The sequence below is a fragment of the Solwaraspora sp. WMMD406 genome (assembly GCF_029626025.1).
In the GTDB taxonomy this organism is placed as follows: Bacteria; Actinomycetota; Actinomycetes; order Mycobacteriales; family Micromonosporaceae; genus Micromonospora_E.
Genome location: NZ_JARUBF010000001.1, coordinates 5,361,542 through 5,378,919, shown reverse-complemented (window position 1 = coordinate 5,378,919; position 17,378 = coordinate 5,361,542). Strand labels below are relative to the sequence as shown.

The window sequence follows — 17,378 nt, the reverse complement described above, 5'->3', positions numbered from 1 at the left end:
ACGGGTCGACCGTCGGCTTCCAGCCCGGCGGTCGGCTCGGAACCAGCAGTTCGGCGGTCGGACCTGACGACAGGCCCGACCTGACGACAGGCCCGACCTGACGGCGGGCCACGACCGTCGTCTGACGTACCTGGTCGCACCCGCCGTGCGAACCTTTTCCCCGGACCCGCATCCGGACCGGCCCCGCCGGCCCGCGACGACACCTACCTGGAGCCCTGTGTGCTGGTGCTGCTGATCGTCCACCTGGTGACGGCGTTGGTCGCGCCGCTGCTGGTCCGCTGGTGGGGTCCGCGTGCCTGCTACCTGGTCGCCGCCGCGCCCGGCGCGGCATTCGTCTGGGCGCTGGCTGACACTTCGACGGTACGCGGCGGTACGCCGCCCGAGGAGACCTATTCCTGGGTACCGCAACTCGGTCTCGACCTCGCCTTCCGGATGGGCACCCTCTCCTGGTTGATGGTGCTGCTGGTCGGCGGGGTCGGTGGCCTGGTACTGATCTACTGCGCCCGCTACTTCGACGCCGACGAACCCGGGCTCGGCCGGTTCACTGCGGTCTTCGTCGGCTTCGCTGGCGCGATGCTGGGCCTGGTGGTGGCCGACAACTTGATCCTGCTCTATGTCTTCTGGGAACTGACCACCGTCTTCTCCTACCTGCTCATCGGGCACAACCCGGAGAAGCGGGCCAGCCGACGAGCCGCCGCCCAGGCCCTGATCGTCACCACGCTCGGCGGCCTGGCCATGCTGGTCGGCTTCATCATGCTCGGCGAGCAGGCCGGCACCTACCGCTGGTCGCAGATCGCGCAGAGCCCGCCGTCGGCCGGCGGATACCTGGCCATCGCGCTGGTACTGGTCCTCGTCGGGGCACTGTCCAAGTCGGCAATCTTCCCGTTCAGCTTCTGGCTGCCGGCGGCCATGGCCGCGCCGACGCCGGTGAGTGCCTACCTGCACGCCGCCGCGATGGTCAAGGCCGGCGTCTATCTGGTCGCGCTGCTCGCGCCGGTGTACGCCGGCAACGCCTGGTGGTACTGGCTGATCGTCACCACCGGCAGCGCCACGATGCTGGCCGGCGGCTGGGCGGCGTTGCGGCAGAACGACCTGAAGCTGCTGCTCGCCTACGGCACGGTGAGCCAACTCGGCCTGCTGATGGTGGTCACCGGTGCCGGCGGCCGGAATCCCGCGTTGGCGGCGGTGACCATGCTGCTTGCCCACGCGCTGTTCAAAGCCACCCTGTTCCTGGTGGTCGGCATCGTCGACCGCTGCGCCGGCACCCGTGACCTGGCCGTCCTCAGTGGTCTCGGCCGACGGATGCCGGCCGTCGCCGGTGCCGCGGTCCTCGCCGCCGCATCGATGGCCGGGGTGCCACCGATGCTGGGCTTCGTCGGCAAGGAAGCGGTGCTGGAATCGTTCGCCCCGGACCCGGTGGTGCTGGCGCTGATCGTGTTCGGCGCGGTGCTGACGACGGCGTACAGCGCTCGCTTCGTCTGGGGAGCGTTCGCCACCAAACCCGGCCGGGAGCCGACGGTCAGCCGCCCGGTCGGTGCCGCCTTCCTGCTTCCCGTCTTGGTGCTTGCCGGTGCCGGGCTCGTGCTGGGTCCGCTGGCCGGCACGGTCGACCGGGTGCTCGCCCCGTACGCCGGGCTGTTCGGTCCGGGTGACTACCACCTGGCGCTCTGGCACGGTCCCACGCCGGCACTCGGCCTGTCGGTGGTGGCGTTGGTCGCGGGCACGGTGCTGTTCCTGCTGCGCGAGCGGGTGGCCGGCGTACAGCGGCGGCTGCGGGCACCGACCGACGGCGCCACTGTCTACGCCAAGGGAACCCATGGTCTGGACCGGCTCTCGGTCGAGGTCACCGGTGCCACCCAGCGTGGTTCGCTGCCGCAGTACCTCAGCATCATCCTGCTGGTCCTGGTGTCGGTGCCGGGCGGGGCGCTGCTGGTCACCCGACCCTGGGCCGGGCAGTGGCGCTGGTACGACACCCCGGTACAGCTCGCCGTCGCGGCCGCGATGATCGTCGCGGCGATCGCCGCCGTGCGGGCGCAGCGCCGCCTCAAAGCCGTCATCCTGGCCGGCGTCACCGGCTACGGCACCGCCCTGATGTTCGTCCTCCACGGCGCGCCCGACCTGGCGCTCACCCAGTTCCTGGTGGAGACGATCACCATCGTGGTCTTCGTCCTGGTGCTGCGCAGGTTGCCGATCTACTTCTCCGAGCGGCCGTTGCGCTCCAGTCGGTACGCGCGCATCGCCCTCGGCGTCGTGGTCGGCGTGGTGATGTCGGGCATGGCGATGGCGGCGGTCGGCGGGCGATCGGCCGAACCGATCTCCGATGCCTTTCCCGAGCAGGCCGTCGAGTACGGCGGCGGCCGCAACGTGGTGAACGTGACGTTGGTGGACATCCGGGCCTGGGACACCATGGGCGAGATATCGGTGCTGGTGGTCGCCGCGACCGGCGTCGCCAGCCTGGTCTTCCTGCGCCCCCGGACCGGTCCCGGCCCGCGTCGGATCGCCACCGCGGCGACGGGTGGCCGGCCGACGGCCGCCGACGGCACACGGGGCGATCCGGGCGGTCGTCCGGCGAGCGGTGCGCCGGGCCGCTCCCGGCGTCAGCGGATCTGGCTGCGCGGAGGTGGCAGCCAGACGGCCCGGGGACGATCGATCATCTTCGAGGTGGTCACCCGGTTGCTCTTCCATGCCGTCCTGGTGTACTCCATATTTCTGCTCTTCTCCGGACACAACGCACCCGGTGGCGGTTTCGCCGGCGGGCTGGTCGCCGGGCTCGCGCTCGCGGTTCGCTATCTCGCGGGCGGGCGCGACGAACTCAACGAGGCGGCCCCGGTCGACGCCGGACTGGTGCTCGGGACCGGACTGTTCCTGGCGGTCGGAGCCGGTCTGAGTCCGATCCTGGTCGCCGGAGACGTGCTGCAGAGCGCGATCGTCGACCTGCACGTCCCGGTCATCGGCGACGTCCACCTGGTGACCTCGCTCTTCTTCGACATCGGCGTGTACCTGATCGTCGTAGGCCTGGTGCTGGACATCCTGCGCAGCCTCGGTGCCGAGGTCGACCGACAGATCGCCCGGTCGGCGGAACCCGACGTGGACGTCGACGACACCCCGGTGTCCCGCTCGGGTGTGGCCGGCGCGCAAGCCGAAGCGACGCCGCCCACCGGGGCCGATGGCCGTTCCGTCGGGACCGGTGCCGGATCCACCGCAGCCCGATCCGTTGGCGGGCGCCCCGCCGGCGGCGTCGACACCGACCCCGTCGGACCGAGGAACTGACATGGAACCCAACCTGATCCTCGTACTGGTCGTCGGTGTCCTCTTCGCCGCCGGGGTGACCCTGCTGCTGGAACGCAGCCTCACCCGGGTCGTGCTCGGCGTCATCCTGCTCGGCAACGGCGCCAACCTGCTGATCTTGCTCGGCGGCCGGCCGGGCGGGGCGCCGATCGCCGAGGTGACCCCCGAGGACCGGATGAGCGACCCGTTGCCCCAGGCGCTGATCCTCACCGCGATCGTGATCACCCTCGGGCTGACCGCTTTCCTGCTCGCGATGGCCTACCGCAGCTGGCTGCTGTTCGGCCACGACGAGGTCCAGGACGACTTGGAGGACCGGCTCATCGTCCAGCGGGCCATCGCCGACCAGGGGCCCAACGCCGAGGACGTGGACGAGGAGACCGACGAGGACGTCGCCGGCCTCGACCCGGCCGAGACGATCGGCGCACCCCGTACCTCGCCGGCGCGCGCCGGTGACCTCGAAGGGAGCGGGCAGTGACCTTCCTGGTGCCCCTACCGGTGATCCTGCCGCTGCTCGGCGCGGGCATCACCCTCGTGCTGGCCCGCCGACCCCGGGCACAGCGGACCACCAGTGTCGCCGTGCTCGGGGTGACCTTCGGCGTCGCACTGGCCCTGCTGATCACCGCGCACCTGCACGGGCCGCAGGTGGTCGAGGTCGGCGGTTGGCCGGCGCCGCTGGGCATCGTTCTGGTCGCCGACCAGCTCGCCGCGCTCATGCTGGTCGTCTCCACGGCGGTGACCCTCTGCGTGCTGCTCTACTCCATCGGCGAGGGCCGCGCCGACGGCCGGGAAAGCACGCCGGTGGCCATCTACCACCCCACCTACCTGATCCTGACCGCCGGAGTCACCAACGCCTTCCTCTCCGGCGACCTGTTCAACATCTACGTCGGGTTCGAGATCCTGCTCGGGGCCAGCTTCGTCCTGCTGACCCTCGGCGGCACCGAGGTGCGCATCCGGGCCGGTACGACGTACGTCGTGGTCAGCATCCTCTCCTCGGTGATCTTCCTGACCGCGATCGGACTGATCTACGCGGCGACCGGCACGGTGAACCTCGCCCAGCTCGCCGACCGGTTGGACGCCCTCCCCGACGACCTTCGGCTGGTGCTGCAGCTGATGCTGTTGCTGGCCTTCGGGATCAAGGCCGCGGTGTTCCCGCTGTCGGCCTGGCTGCCGGACAGCTATCCGACCGCGCCGGCCCCGGTCACCGCCGTCTTCGCCGGCCTGCTGACCAAGGTCGGCGTGTACGCGATCATCCGCACCGAGACGCTGCTGTTCCCGGGCGGGCGCACCAGCGACCTGCTCCTGGTGGTGGCGTTGCTGACCATGGTGGTGGGCATCCTCGGCGCGGTCGCCCAGTCCGACATCAAACGGCTGCTGTCGTTCACCCTGGTCAGCCACATCGGCTACATGCTCTTCGGGGTCGCGCTCGGCTCGGCCGCCGGCCTGGCCAGCGCGATCTTCTACGTCGTGCACCACATCACCATCCAGACCACCCTGTTCCTGGCGACCGGGCTGGTGGAGCGACGGGGCGGGAGTACCAACCTGGAACGGCTCGGCGGGTTGGCCCGCGCCGCGCCGCTGCTCGCTGTCCTGTTCTTCCTGCCCGCGCTGAACCTGGCCGGCATTCCACCGTTCTCCGGATTCCTCGGCAAGTTGGGACTGCTGCAGGCCGGTGTCGCCGACGACGGTCCGCTGGCCTGGCTGCTGGTAGCCGGCGGCACCGTCACCAGCCTGCTGACGCTGTACGCCGTCACCCGGGTGTGGAATCTCGCGTTCTGGCGCAAGCCCGCGCCGGAGTCGGCGGTGGGGGAGCCGGAGCGGGACCGGGTGCCGGCGGCCGGGGGAGCCGGTTCCGGCACCGCTGCCGGCCCGGCCGGTGGCTCCGGGTCCGGTGGGTCAGGGTCCGGGTCCGGTGGGTCAGGGTCCGGGTCCGGTGGGTCCGCCGGCCCGGCCACGACGGTCCGAGTGCCATCGACTGACTCGGAGTCGACCCCGCTGGCGGCGGGCGGGCCGGGCGCCGTGGAACCCATGCCGCCGTTGCTGGTCGGCGCGACGACCGCGCTCGTCGTCCTCGGGTTGGCGTTGACCGTGCTGGCCGGCCCGCTGTTCGACATCAGCGGCGAGGCGGCGGCCAACCTGGTCGATCGGACGCCGTACATCGAAGCGGTCTTCCCCGCCGGGCCACCATGAGCGTGCGGAGTGAAGGAGCGCAGCGAGTGAGCCCCGCAGTCGCGATCGGAAGGTCCAATCAGTGAGTCCAGTCTCCAAGAGCGTGCAGCTGCGCAACCAACTGATCGCGGTCGTCGTACTCGTGGTGCTGTGGAACCTGTTCTACGGCGAGTTCTCGATCGGCAACGTCATCGGAGGTGCCCTGGTCGCGTTGGCGGTGATCACGGTCTTTCCGCTTCCGCCGGTGGCCTTCGACGGCCGGATTCGCCCGGTGGCGGTGCTGGTCTTCCTGGTCAGGTTCGTCATCGACCTGTTCACCGCCAGCGCTCAGGTCGCCTGGACCGCCGTACGGTTCGGGCACACGCCGCGCAGCGCGGTGATCGCGGTGCGGCTACGGGTGCGTACCGATCTCAACCTGACCCTGACCGGTGAGGCGCTGTCGCTGATCCCCGGAAGTCTGATCGTCGCGGCCGACGCCGCGACCGGCACCCTGTACGTCCATGTGCTCGACGTCGCCGACCACCGTGACGTCGAGCAGGCCCGGGAGAAGGTGCTGGAGTTGGAGGCCCGGATCGTCCGGGCGGTCGGCTCCGCCGCCGAGGTACGCCAGCTCGACGCGCCGGTCCCGCCACCGGCTCCGGCCGTGTCCGTCTCGTCGCACGGACCGGGTGGGTCCGTCCCCTCGCCCGGACCGGTCCCGCCGGTCCCGCCCCAAGGAGAGTCGGCATGACGATCGTCGCCGTCGTGGTCACCGTCCTGCTCGGTACGGCTGCCCTGCTCACTGTCGGGCGGATCATCCGAGGACCGTCGCTGCTGGACCGGGTGGTCGCCGCCGAGGTGCTGATCGCGATCATCGTCGGTGGCCTGGCGGCGGAGGCGGCCATCAACCGGCATGCGACGACCCTGCCGGTCCTGGTGGTGCTGGCGTTGCTGGGCTTCGTCGGGTCGGTGAGCATCGTGCGGTTCGTCGCCGGCCGGTCGGCGGCGGTGTCGGCGGCGGAGCGCGGGGGGCGACGGTGAACACGGTGTCCGACCTGCTCGCCGGCGCTTTCCTGATCTCCGGCGCCCTGCTCAGCCTGGCCGCCAGTATCGGTCTGCTGCGATTTCCCGATGTCGCGTCGCGGATGCACGCCGCGACCAAACCGCAGGTCCTCGGCCTGCTGCTGGTGCTGACCGGGGTGGCGTTGCGGCTGTCCAGCGGCACCGAACTGGCGACTCTGCTGCTGATCGCGATCTTCCAGATGGCCACCGCTCCGGTGGCGGCACACATCATCTGCCGGGCCGCCTACCGGGCCGATCTGGTTCGCCCGGATCTGCTGATCGCCGACGAGGCGGCGGCGATGCGCGACGACCCGGCCGGGACGAGCGACGGTCCGGTGACCAGGGCGACCGGGTCGACGGACAGCCGCGATCCGGCGGTCTGATCCGGCGGTCGTCGCGCTGGTCCCGGTGCGACGACCGGTGACGGGTGACGGACCTGGGCCGATCCGGACACGACGCCGGTGCGCGGGGGGTGTCGGAGGTCGAAACCGCTATATACTCCGGCCATGACCGACGCTCCTGCCCAGGAGGGCAGCAGTAGCCAGCCGGGTGAGCCCCGGCCCACGTCCGTCCCGCCACCGGTCCCCGGAGCGCTGAGCCGCTCGTGTTGATCGTGTTCGGCGTACTTCTGATCACGGTGCTGACCGTCGCGACCGGCTATTTCGTCGCCCAGGAGTTCGGCTATGTCGCCGTCGACCGGGGCAAGCTGCGGACGATGGCGGAGCACGGCGACGCCGCCGCCGAGCGGGCGCTGCGGGTGACCAGCCGACTGTCGTTCATGTTGTCCGGTGCCCAGCTGGGGATCACGGTGACCGCGCTGTTGGTCGGCTACGTCGCCGAACCGTACCTCGGCGCGGGACTGTCCGACCTGCTCGGCGGGGTGGGGGTGCCGCCGGCGGCGAGCCTGACCATCTCCGTGGCGCTCGCCCTGGTCATCTCTACCGTGGTGCAGATGGTGCTCGGCGAGTTGGCGCCGAAGAACCTCGCGCTGGCCCGCGCCGTACCGCTGGCCCGGGCGCTCAGTCGGTCGACGTTGATCTATCTTGCCGTGGCGGGTCCGCTGATCCGGCTGTTCGACATCGCCGCCAACCGGCTGCTGCGCCGCGTCGGCATCGACCCGATCGAGGAGCTGCCCAGTGGGGCGACGGCCGAGGACCTGGGCCAGATCATCGCCGAGTCACGGCAGGAGGGCCACCTCGACTCGGCCATGTCCATGCTGCTCGACCGGGGTCTGCATTTTCGCCAGCTGACCGCCGGCGAGGCGATGGTGCCCCGGGTCGACGTCCACGCGGTGCGGGTCGACGCGCCTGTCACCGACCTGGTCGACCTGTTGGAGACCGGGCACTCCCGATTTCCCGTGTACGGGGCCGACGGCGTCGACGACGTGGTGGGCATCGCCAGCATCGCCGACGTGCTCACCGTACCGCCGGCGCAGCGCGCCACCACGACGGTCGCTGCGGTGTTGGTCCCGCCGCTGCTGGTGCCCGACACCCTCGCGCTGCCGGCGGTGCTGGACCGGCTCCGCAAGGGACACCGCCAGTTGGCGTGCGTGGTCGACGAGTACGGCGGCTTCGCCGGGGTCATCAGCCTGGAGGACATCGCGGAGGAACTCGTCGGCCCGATCCGGGACGAGGACGATCCGCCGGAGCCGGCGCCCGCCCGGCAGGAGGACGGATCCTGGCTGGTGCCGGCCCGTTGGCGGATTGACGAGGTCGCCGACACCACCGGCGTCGAGCTGCCGACCGCCCCGGAGTACGACACCTTGTCCGGACTGGTGATGCGAGAGCTGGGCCGGGTGCCGGTGGTCGGCGACCGCATCTCGATCAGCCTGGACGACACCGGCGCGGTCAACGGCGACCGGACCGGCCGGCGGGCGGTGCTGCAGGTGTTGTCCGTCGACCGGCACGTCGCCGACTCGGTGCGGTTGGAAGTGGTCGTGTGAGTACCGGCTGGGCCCTGCTGATCTCGGTGGTGTTGCTGGCGTTGAACGGGTTCTTCGTCGCCGCCGAGTTCGCCCTGGTGGCGAGCAAACGGTACCGCCTGGAGCAGGCGGCGGCGGGGGGCAGCCGGGCCGCAAAGGCGGCCCTCGACGGGACCCGGGAACTGTCCTTGATGCTGGCCGGCGCACAGCTCGGCATCACCGTCTGCACCCTCGGCCTGGGGGCGCTCGCCGAACCCGCGGTGGAGCGGCTGGTCGCCCCGCTGCTGGAGACGGCCGGGCTGCCGTACGCCGCGAGCCACCTGATCGCCTTCCTCTTCGCGCTCGCGTTGGTGGTGTTCCTGCACCTGGTGGTGGGGGAGATGGCGCCGAAGTCGTGGGCGATCACCCATCCTGAGCGGTCGGCGCTGCTGCTGGCGCTGCCGTTCCGGGCGTTCGCCTGGGTGTCGCGGCCGATCCTGTCCGGGTTGAACGCCATCGCCAACGCGGTGCTGCGGCTGTTCCGGGTCGAGCCGCAGGACCAGCTCGCCCAGGTGCACGGTCCGGAGGAGCTACGGATCCTGCTGGAGCAGTCCCGGGAGCACGGGCTGCTCCCACCGGACCAGCACGAGTTGCTGGCGAAGATGCTCCAGCTGGAGCGGACCACGGTCAGCGACGTGATGCAGCCGGTGCACCAGGTCGTGTCGGTGGTCTCGACCGACACCGCCGACCGGATCGAGGAGCAGTCCCGGGGCAGTGGCCGGTCCCGGCTGGTGGTCTTCGGCGACCAGGGCGCACCCGTGGGCATCGTGCACGTCCGCGACGCGGTGCGGGCCAACACGGTCGGTGGGCTGACCACCGCCGAGGCGTTGATGAGCCGACCGTTCACCCTGCCGGCGAGTGCCACGGTGACCGAGGCGGTCGCCGCGATGCGGGCCGATCAGGCACAGCTCGCCCTGGTCACCAACGGTTCCGGGGCGGACCGGCCGATCGGTTTCGTCGCTTTGGAGGACCTGTTGGAGGAGGTCATCGGCGAGTTCGACGACGAGACCGACACCGTTCCCCGGGGCCGACGGATGCGGTGACCGGTGATCGTCCGGGCGGTCGCCGGGCGGTCGCGCGGTCGCCGGGCGGTCGCGCGGCCGGCGGGTTCAGGCGCTCCCGGCGGTGGCCAGTTTGACGCCGAACCCGACGAACAGCGCACCCACTCCGCTGGTCACCACGGCGGCGAGCCGGCGCCGCTGCCGGAACTGCAGCGCCAGGTAGGTCCCGGTGAAGATCAGGACGGTCAGGTAGATCACGCTGAACGCCTGGGCGATCAGGCCGAGCAGCAGGAACGACAACCCGGGATAGGGGTACGCCGGGTCGACGAACTGGATGAAGAAGGAGACGAAGAAGAGGATCGCCTTCGGGTTGAGCAGGCTGATCACCGTCGCTCGACGGAACGGGTAGCGGACGGCGGCCGGCTCGGCGGCGTCGACCAGCCGGGGCGTGGTCGGATCGTCGCGCCGTCGCCAGCGGCGCCACGCCGCCCGCAGCATGGTCAGACCGACATAGCCGAGGTACGCCGCCCCGGCGTACTTGATCACGGTGAAGAGCGCCGGGTGCGCCTTGAGCAGCGAGGCGACGCCGGCTGCGGAGAGCACCATCAGCACGGTGTCGCCGAGGAACACGCCGCCGGCCGCCTGGTAGCCGCGGCGGACGCCGCGCCGGGCCGCGGTGGAGAGCACGAACAGTGAGTTCGGGCCGGGGAGCAGGACGATCGCGATGGTGCCGAGGACGTACGTCCACAGGTCGGTGATGCCGAGCATGCGGTCATCCTGATGGCTGGTCGTGGTCAGGTCGAGTGGATTACCCAGGCCGGCGGTGTGCGTTCGGCCACGTCGTCGACGGTAGGTATGGCGGGGGTGCGGTGGTCACCCCGGACGCGGTCCGTACCGGGCCGGCGACCGTGGTCAGCGGCAGCACCCCGGCCCAGTACGGCAGCGCCAGGTCGGCGTCCTCGTCGTTCGGTTCGCCGGATCTGCTCTTGACCGACACCTCGTCGAGCGCCACGGCGAGCACGGCGGTCTCGGCGAGTTCCCGGCGACTGGGCGGCCGGCTGTCGGCGGTACGGCCGGGAGCGGCCTTGTCCACCAGGGCGTCGAGCACCCGCCGTTTGTCGACGTCGTCGCTGACCAGCCGGGCGAGTCCATGGACGACGACCGACCGGTAGTTGGCGCTGTGGTGTGCCTGCGCCCTGGCATAGACCAGTCCGTCCAGGATGGTGACGGCCACGCACACCGGCAGTCCGTCGGGCGACCGGGCGGCGAGCAGCGGGCGGCTGCCGGTCGAGCCGTGCAGATAGAGGGTGTTGTCGATGCGTACGTGCAGGGTGGGTAGGACGCGGGGCAGTCCGTCGACGACAAAGGCCAGGCTGCAGTGGTAGGCCTCGTCGAGGATCCGGTGGGCGTCGGCCCGCTGGTAGCTGACCCGGCCACGGTCGCGGGTCGCGGTGGTCCGATCGGTACGGGGATACACTCGCCCTCCCAACATTGTTCTAGTACAATCTACTGATTGTGGTAGAACATTATCAGCCGGTCGGTTCGACGGCGACCGAGATCTGCGCCAGCGTCGAGACCGGAGTGCGGACCGGGGCGCTGGCACCGGGAGCGGCGCTTCCGCCGGTACGCGTCCTGGCGGCGACCCTGGCGGTCAGCCCCGCCACCGTGGCCAAGGCCTACCAGGTCCTACGCCAGCGGGGAATCGTGCATACCGACGGCCGGCGGGGCACCCGGATCCGACCCCGTACCCCGGTGGCGGAGCTCGGCCCGAGGTCCGACCCGATGCCGCCGCCGGCCCCCGACGGCCTTCTCGACCTCGCCACCGGAGAGCCCGACCCACGGCTGCTGCCGTCGATCCCGACCCACCTCGCCAGCCTCGCCCACACCCTCGACGCCGACGGGTACACCCCCGGCTACGCCGACGCCGGCCCGCTGCCCGCACTGACCGAGCTGGCCCGCGAACGGTTCGCCGCGACCGGCCTCCTGCCGGCCCCGGTCACGGTGACCAGCGGAGCCCTGGACGGGATCGAACGCCTGCTCCGTGGTCAGCTGCGACCCGGTGACCGGGTCGCCGTCGAGGATCCGGGCTGGGCAAACCTGCTCGACCTCGTCGCTGCCCTGGGCCTGACCGCCGTACCGATGCCGGTCGACGACCACGGCCCGACCGAGTCGGGTCTGCGCCGGGCACTCGCTGCCGGAGCCCGCGCCGTGGTGGTCACCACCCGGGCCCAGAACCCGACCGGGGCGGCCGTGTCGGCGCCGCGCGCCGACGCGTTACGCGGACTGCTGCGGGCCAGCCCTGACGTACTGCTCGTCGAGGACGACCACGCCGCCGAACTCTCCGACGCCCCCGCGCGTCCGCTGGCGGGCGCGACCACCCACTGGGCCTTCGTCCGATCCGTCAGCAAGCCGTACGGGCCGGACCTGCGGGTAGCGCTGCTGACCGGTGACGAGGCGACGGTGAGCCGGATCGAGGGGCGGATGCGGATCGGCTCCGGCTGGGTCTCCACCCTGCTGCAGCATCTGGTCGTGCGACTGTGGCGGGACCCGACGGTCGCCGCGACCGTCACCTCCGCCGCTGACAGCTACCGGCGACGACGCACCGCGCTGCGGGCCGCGCTGGGCGAGCACGGCGTGGCCAGCCACGGCGGCAGCGGGATCAACGTCTGGGTTCCCGTCACCGACGAGACGTGGGCGGTCGGGCAGCTGCAAGCGGAGGGCTACCTCGTCGCACCTGGTTCGCGCTACCGGCTGGACAGCGCCGCCGGCGTCCGGATCACCATCAGCCGCCTCGACGACGACGCGATGGCGGCGTTGGCCCAGGCGGTACACCGGGCGGTCCGGCCACCCTCGCGGCGACCGATCGGGCGGTGAACCGTTGTCAGCCCCGGCCGGCGGCGGAGGGAGACCGTGCCGGACCCCCGACCCCCGCCCGGGTGAGCTGCCGGCACCGGACCCGGTAAGAAGGACATGTGACTCGACCCGACACCACCACTACCACGGGTGCCGACCCGTACGTCCCCACCGATGCCGCCGACCTCGCCGACCTGCGCGCGGCGGCTCCCGGCTGTCGTGGGTGCGACCTGCATCAGGACGCCACCCAGGTCGTCTTCGGCCGAGGCGACGCCGACGCCCGGGTGGTGATGGTCGGCGAACAGCCCGGCGACGTCGAGGACCGGCAGGGGCTGCCGTTCGTCGGCCCGGCCGGGCATCTGCTGCGCCGGGCGGTGGACGACGCCGGGATCGCGGCCGACCAGATTTACCTGACCAACGCGGTGAAGCACTTCCGGTTCCAGCTCAAGGGAAGCCGTCGGATCCATCAGACCCCGGACCGGGTGCACATAGTGGCCTGCCGACCCTGGCTGGTGGCCGAGTTCGCGATGCTGCGGCCCGAGGTGGTGGTGGTCCTGGGCGCGACGGCGGCCAAGGCGCTGCTCGGTCCGTCGTTCCGGGTGACCCGGTCGCGCGGCGTACCGATGCCCTGGCCCGACTCGGCGCAGCGGGCGCGGGATTTCCCGGTCGCCCCGGCCCGGCTGGTGGCTACGATCCACCCCTCCGCCGTGCTGCGGGCCGACGACCGGGAGACCGCCTACCGTGGTCTGGTCGCCGATCTCACCGTCGCCGGCAAGCTCCTCGCTGGCTAGCTCCTCGCCGGCTCACCCCAGCTACCCACCCCTTCACCGGCTGGACCGGTACGGGCCGACCGAGGGACACTGATGGCAGCGCTCACCACCCCACGTTCCACCCCCACCTCGACCGGCGTCGACGTCGCCCGGATCCAGCGACGCACCCTGCGCCTGCTGGCCGGCACGCAGGTCGTCGGCGGTATCGGGGTCACCATCGGGATCTCCGTGGGTGGCCTGCTCGCCGCCCGTCTCGGCGGCACCACCGTCTCCGGCTTGGCGCAGAGCGCCGCGGTGGTGGGCGGGGCACTGCTCGCCGTACCGGTGGTGCGGATCATGAACGAGCGCGGCCGCCGCCCCGGCCTGGTGCTCGGATACCTCGTCGGCGCCACCGGCGCGGCGCTGGTGGTGGCGGCGGCCGTGCTGGACTGGGTCCCGCTGCTCTTCGTCGGCATGCTGCTCTTCGGCGGGTCCACCACGGCGGGTTTGCAGGCCAGGTACGCGGCGGTCGATCTGGCCGAGCCGGCCCGTCGCGGACGGCAACTGTCCCTGGTGGTCTGGGCGACCACCATCGGGGCGGTCACCGCGCCGAACTTCGCCTCGCTGGCCGACCGGTCGGTGAGCGGATTCGGACTGCCGTCGCTGTCCGGTCCGTTCGTGTTCAGCGTCGGGGCGTTCCTGCTTGCCGCGCTGATCCTGGCTGTCGGGCTCCGGCCGGATCCGCTGCTCACCGCCCGCCGACTGGCCGCCGCCGGGTCTGCCTACTCCGCTGGTGCGCCCGCCGCTGGCGCGCCAGCGGATCGAACCGGCCGTGGTCTGCGACCCGCGCTGCGGGTGGTCGCCGCCAGCCCCGCCGCCCGTCTCGGTATCGCGGCCGTCGCGGTCGGCCACCTGGTGATGGTCGGCGTGATGGCGATGACCCCGGTGCATCTCGGTACGGCCCATGGCGACGACGATGTCCTTGAGGTCGTCGGGATCGTGTTGAGCCTGCACATCGCCGGCATGTACGCGCTCGCCCCGGTGGTCGGGTGGCTCACCGACCGGGTGGGCCGCCGTCCGGTGATCCTCGGCGGGATCGGCCTGTTGCTGGCCGCCTGCGCGGTCGCCGGTACGGCCGGTCACGACACCGTACGCCTGGTCGTCGGGCTGGTGCTGCTCGGTCTGGGGTGGTCCGGCACGATGGTCGCCGGTTCGACGTTGCTGTCCGAGTCGGTGCCGGTCGACGTCCGGCCATCGGTGCAGGGCCTGTCCGACCTGACGATGGGCCTGGCCGGCGCGGCGGCGGGCGCGGTGAGTGGCGTGATCGTCGGATGGGCCGGCTACCCGGTGCTCAACATGCTCGCGGCGCTGGCCACGGTACCGTTGCTGGCGCTCGCGCTGCGGCCCGTGCCGGCCGCCGCGGCGCGGCGGTGACCGCCGGCGTCCGCCGGAGCCGGTGGAAGCCGGTGGAAGCCGGTGGAAGCCGGTGGAAGCCGGTGGGAGTCAGAGGGATCCGGTGGGAGTCGGTGGGAGCCGGTCGGTCGGATGCCGGCGAAGCACACTGAGAGAGAGCGACGGAGCAGGATGCGGTTGACGGACTTCTGGACCCGTCTGGAAGAGGTTTTCGGTACGGCGTACGCCCACAGCATCGCCGCTGATCAGGTGTTGGCCGAGTTGGGTGGGCGGACCGTCACCCAGGCGCTGTCGGCCGGTGAGGAGACGGTGGTGGTGTGGCGCGCGATCTGTGCCGCCTACCCCGATCGGGTGCCGTCCCGATTGCGCTGACGACCGGTGCTGCTGCCATCCCGCCAGGCCTCGATCGGCAAGTTCGGTGACGGATCGATTGCCTTATGTGACGGTGCTGCGGTTCGGCGAGTAAATGCCGGCGGTGTTCGTCCGAATCGCGATTCCCGTACGTCGTCGACGCTCGGTGTCGGCATGGCGACTTTTGGTCGTCGGCTGTTGCCCACCGTGTGAGCCTGGCTGCGCTGAGCTGCTGATTTGGCCGCCCTGGGCAGCTGAGATACTTCCTGGCGTGTCGATCCCCCCAGTCGTACACCTGTTCGGCTATTGTCCACAGCGTGGAGCTCGTCCACAGGCTGCGGCCAGTCGGCTGTTTTCTGTCGGACCCAGCGCCTAGCGTGTTCCGCGTGACGAGAAGCTCAGCCAAGACGCCAGGGAAGTCGGCGAACGTAGGGGTGGCAGCAATGGCGGCAGTGCCTGACAAGGAAAAGGCGCTCGATCTGGCGCTGGCTCAGATCGACAAACAGTTCGGCAAGGGCTCGGTGATGCGGCTGGGCGAGCGGCCGGTCATCCAGACCGCGGTGATTCCCACCGGGTCGATCGCGCTCGACGTGGCTCTCGGAGTGGGTGGGCTGCCCCGGGGCCGGGTGGTCGAGATCTACGGTCCGGAGAGCAGCGGTAAGACCACGGTGGCGTTGCACGCGGTGGCCAACGCCCAGCGGGCCGGTGGCATCGCGGCCTTCATCGACGCCGAGCACGCGCTCGACCCCGACTACGCCAAGGCGCTCGGGGTGGACACCGACGCCATGCTGGTCTCCCAGCCGGACACCGGTGAGCAGGCTCTGGAGATCGCCGACATGCTGATCCGGTCCGGCGCGCTGGACATCGTCGTCATCGACTCGGTCGCCGCCCTGGTGCCGCGGGCCGAGATCGAGGGCGAGATGGGCGACAGCCACGTCGGTCTGCAGGCCCGGCTGATGAGCCAGGCGCTTCGGAAGATCACCGGTGTGCTGAGCAGCACCGGCACCACGGCGATCTTCATCAACCAGCTCCGCGAGAAGATCGGTGTGATGTTCGGCTCGCCGGAGACCACCACCGGTGGCCGGGCGTTGAAGTTCTACGCCTCGGTGCGGCTCGACGTCCGACGGATCGAGAGCCTCAAGGACGGCACCGACGTCGTCGGCAACCGGACCAGGGTCAAGGTCGTCAAGAACAAGGTCTCCGCGCCGTTCAAGCAGGCCGAGTTCGACATCATGTACGGCAAGGGCATCTCCCGGGAGGGCTCGCTGATCGACGTCGGCGTCGAACAGTCGATCATCCGTAAGTCCGGTGCCTGGTACACCTACGACGGTGACCAGCTCGGTCAGGGTAAGGAGAAGGCTCGCGAGTTCCTCCGGGAAAATCCGGACGTCGCCGCCGAGATCGAGAAGAAGATCCTGGAGAAGCTCGGAGTCGGGGCATACGGCGCGGACGAGGCCGGTGGTCCCGAGCTGCCGCCGGTCGACTTCTAGCCGCACGTCGGCGGGCCCGGCGAACTGTTCGCCCGGGTGCCGACGATGGCGGCGGCGAAGCGGTGCGGCTGATCACCCGCGCCATTGGCGTCGCCCGGGCGACCCAGGTGACGAGGCGAGACGACACACGCAGGGGGACGATCACGTGGCCGGACGGCGGCGCGGCGCGCGGACCGGGCGGGGCTGGGACGCTGCACCGCCCCGCCCGCGCGCCACTCGCACGGACGACAGCGCGTCGGCGGGCGGCCCGGCCGGCGCGCCCAACGGCGGATCGACCGACGGGCGAGCGACCCCGGTGCCGGCCCGCGAGTCGCCACCGGTCGACGAGGCGCAGCGGGCTCGTGACATCTGCCTGCGGCAGCTCGCGGCCCGCCCCCGCACCCGCGCCGAGCTCGCTACCGTCCTGCGGCGGCGGGGCATCTCCGACGACGTCGCGCAGTCGGTCCTTCAGCGCTACGACGAGGTCGGGATGATCGACGACGCCGCGTTCGCCAGCGCCTGGGTGACCAGCCGTCATCACGGACGTGGTCTCGCCCGCCGTAGCCTCGCCGTCGAACTGCGACAACGGGGGGTCGACCCGGAGACCGCCCGCGAGGCCCTGGACGGGCTCGACGAGGCCACCGAACAATCCACCGCACGTGAGCTGGTCGACCGCAAGCTTCGGACCATCCACGGGCCGCCGGTCGCGGTCTTCCGCCGGCTGGTCGGGATGTTGGCCCGCAAGGGCTACTCCGCCGGCGTCGCGGTGCCGGTGGTACGGGCGGCGCTCGCCGCCCAGAGCGCCGAGGCGGCCGATTTCACCGCCTCGGTGGACGCCGACGCGATGATCGATGCCGCGCCGGACCCGGATGTTGGAACCGACTGGTCCACCTGACGGGACGACAGTCGTCCGCCTGGTGTGCCATTTTTCCGACTCATCCCTGGACATCCTGAGCGAAGTAAGCTGCCTGTGAGCGTTCAGCTGCCCTACGTTGGGCTAGTCGCTCGATCATGAGTTCTTGACCGAATGGCCCCTCGCGACCTAGCCTCGCGTTACAGACGAACAACCGATCCGTCGCAGGCTAAC

15 protein-coding genes and 1 pseudogene are annotated in these 17,378 nt (G+C 71.2%); 14 read left to right on the top strand and 2 right to left on the bottom strand.

All coding sequences use genetic code 11. From position 1 onward, the window contains the following. Positions 1-219 precede the first annotated feature (219 nt). From O7632_RS23745 to O7632_RS23710, 8 genes are all read left to right on the top strand, one after another. A complete protein-coding gene (locus O7632_RS23745) occupies positions 220-3,270 on the top strand; it encodes a Na+/H+ antiporter subunit A (protein ID WP_278117352.1) in 3,051 nt (1,016 codons plus the stop codon). 1 nt (position 3,271) lies between these two features. Then, the gene (locus tag O7632_RS23740) at positions 3,272-3,763 is read left to right on the top strand and encodes a Na(+)/H(+) antiporter subunit C (protein WP_278117351.1); all 492 of its coding nucleotides are present in this window, start codon (positions 3,272-3,274) and stop codon (positions 3,761-3,763) included. Beyond that, on the top strand, positions 3,760-5,475 hold the full coding sequence (locus tag O7632_RS23735) for a Na+/H+ antiporter subunit D (RefSeq protein ID WP_278117350.1): 1,716 nt from the start codon (positions 3,760-3,762) through the stop codon (positions 5,473-5,475). The genes O7632_RS23740 and O7632_RS23735 overlap by 4 nt, the downstream gene beginning before the upstream one ends. A gap of 61 nt (positions 5,476-5,536) precedes the next feature. Continuing rightward, positions 5,537-6,184 carry a Na+/H+ antiporter subunit E gene (locus O7632_RS23730; protein WP_278117349.1) on the top strand — a complete coding sequence of 216 codons (648 nt, stop codon included), beginning with the start codon at positions 5,537-5,539 and terminating at the stop codon, positions 6,182-6,184. Further along, positions 6,181-6,474, top strand: coding sequence for a monovalent cation/H+ antiporter complex subunit F (locus tag O7632_RS23725; RefSeq protein ID WP_278117348.1), 294 nt, complete (start codon positions 6,181-6,183; stop codon positions 6,472-6,474). Before O7632_RS23730 ends, O7632_RS23725 begins: the two co-directional genes overlap by 4 nt. Further along, positions 6,471-6,878 carry a monovalent cation/H(+) antiporter subunit G gene (gene mnhG / locus O7632_RS23720; protein WP_278117347.1) on the top strand — a complete coding sequence of 136 codons (408 nt, stop codon included), beginning with the start codon at positions 6,471-6,473 and terminating at the stop codon, positions 6,876-6,878. The genes O7632_RS23725 and mnhG overlap by 4 nt, the downstream gene beginning before the upstream one ends. Before the next feature lie 221 nt (positions 6,879-7,099). Further along, positions 7,100-8,437, top strand: coding sequence for a hemolysin family protein (locus O7632_RS23715; RefSeq protein ID WP_278117345.1), 1,338 nt, complete (start codon positions 7,100-7,102; stop codon positions 8,435-8,437). After that, positions 8,434-9,498 (top strand): hemolysin family protein, encoded by a 1,065-nt coding sequence (locus O7632_RS23710; protein WP_278117343.1) that lies wholly within the window; start codon positions 8,434-8,436, stop codon positions 9,496-9,498. Before O7632_RS23715 ends, O7632_RS23710 begins: the two co-directional genes overlap by 4 nt. A 66-nt stretch (positions 9,499-9,564) precedes the next feature. Here the strand turns inward: O7632_RS23710 and leuE are convergent, their stop codons facing one another. Then, positions 9,565-10,224, bottom strand: a complete 660-nt coding sequence (gene leuE, locus O7632_RS23705; RefSeq protein ID WP_278117342.1) for a leucine efflux protein LeuE — start codon at positions 10,222-10,224, stop codon at positions 9,565-9,567. Positions 10,225-10,369: 145 nt separating this feature from the next. Continuing rightward, positions 10,370-10,933: pseudogene (locus O7632_RS23700) on the bottom strand (pyridoxamine 5'-phosphate oxidase family protein); the annotation flags it as partial. A 38-nt stretch (positions 10,934-10,971) separates the two neighbouring features. On the opposite strand from O7632_RS23700, the gene O7632_RS23695 reads away from it, so the two are divergent. From O7632_RS23695 to O7632_RS23670, 6 genes are all read left to right on the top strand, one after another. Beyond that, positions 10,972-12,330, top strand: coding sequence for an aminotransferase class I/II-fold pyridoxal phosphate-dependent enzyme (locus O7632_RS23695; RefSeq protein WP_278117341.1), 1,359 nt, complete (start codon positions 10,972-10,974; stop codon positions 12,328-12,330). A 98-nt stretch (positions 12,331-12,428) separates the two neighbouring features. After that, entirely contained in the window at positions 12,429-13,100 is a 672-nt protein-coding gene (locus tag O7632_RS23690) for a UdgX family uracil-DNA binding protein (protein ID WP_278117339.1), read from the top strand. Between the two features lie 72 nt (positions 13,101-13,172). Next, the gene (locus O7632_RS23685) at positions 13,173-14,492 is read left to right on the top strand and encodes an MFS transporter (RefSeq protein ID WP_278117337.1); all 1,320 of its coding nucleotides are present in this window, start codon (positions 13,173-13,175) and stop codon (positions 14,490-14,492) included. A 150-nt stretch (positions 14,493-14,642) separates the two neighbouring features. Beyond that, on the top strand, positions 14,643-14,843 hold the full coding sequence (locus tag O7632_RS23680) for a DUF3046 domain-containing protein (RefSeq protein ID WP_278117336.1): 201 nt from the start codon (positions 14,643-14,645) through the stop codon (positions 14,841-14,843). Positions 14,844-15,265: 422 nt separating this feature from the next. After that, positions 15,266-16,312: a recombinase RecA gene (gene recA / locus O7632_RS23675; protein WP_278117334.1), complete on the top strand. Its 1,047-nt coding sequence runs from the start codon at positions 15,266-15,268 to the stop codon at positions 16,310-16,312. A 145-nt stretch (positions 16,313-16,457) separates the two neighbouring features. Further along, positions 16,458-17,186 (top strand): regulatory protein RecX, encoded by a 729-nt coding sequence (locus tag O7632_RS23670; RefSeq protein ID WP_278117332.1) that lies wholly within the window; start codon positions 16,458-16,460, stop codon positions 17,184-17,186. Positions 17,187-17,378: the final 192 nt, after the last annotated feature.

Bases quoted from the DNA above. Each gene is read 5' to 3' on its own strand.
- O7632_RS23725 (WP_278117348.1), top strand. From the start codon at position 6,181: ATGACGATCGTCGCCGTCGTGGTCACCGTCCTGCTCGGTACGGCTGCC.
- O7632_RS23685 (WP_278117337.1), top strand. From the start codon at position 13,173: ATGGCAGCGCTCACCACCCCACGTTCCACCCCCACCTCGACCGGCGTC.
- O7632_RS23680 (WP_278117336.1), top strand. From the start codon at position 14,643: ATGCGGTTGACGGACTTCTGGACCCGTCTGGAAGAGGTTTTCGGTACG.
- leuE (WP_278117342.1), bottom strand. From the start codon at position 10,224: ATGCTCGGCATCACCGACCTGTGGACGTACGTCCTCGGCACCATCGCG.
- recA (WP_278117334.1), top strand. From the start codon at position 15,266: ATGGCGGCAGTGCCTGACAAGGAAAAGGCGCTCGATCTGGCGCTGGCT.
- O7632_RS23740 (WP_278117351.1), top strand. From the start codon at position 3,272: ATGGAACCCAACCTGATCCTCGTACTGGTCGTCGGTGTCCTCTTCGCC.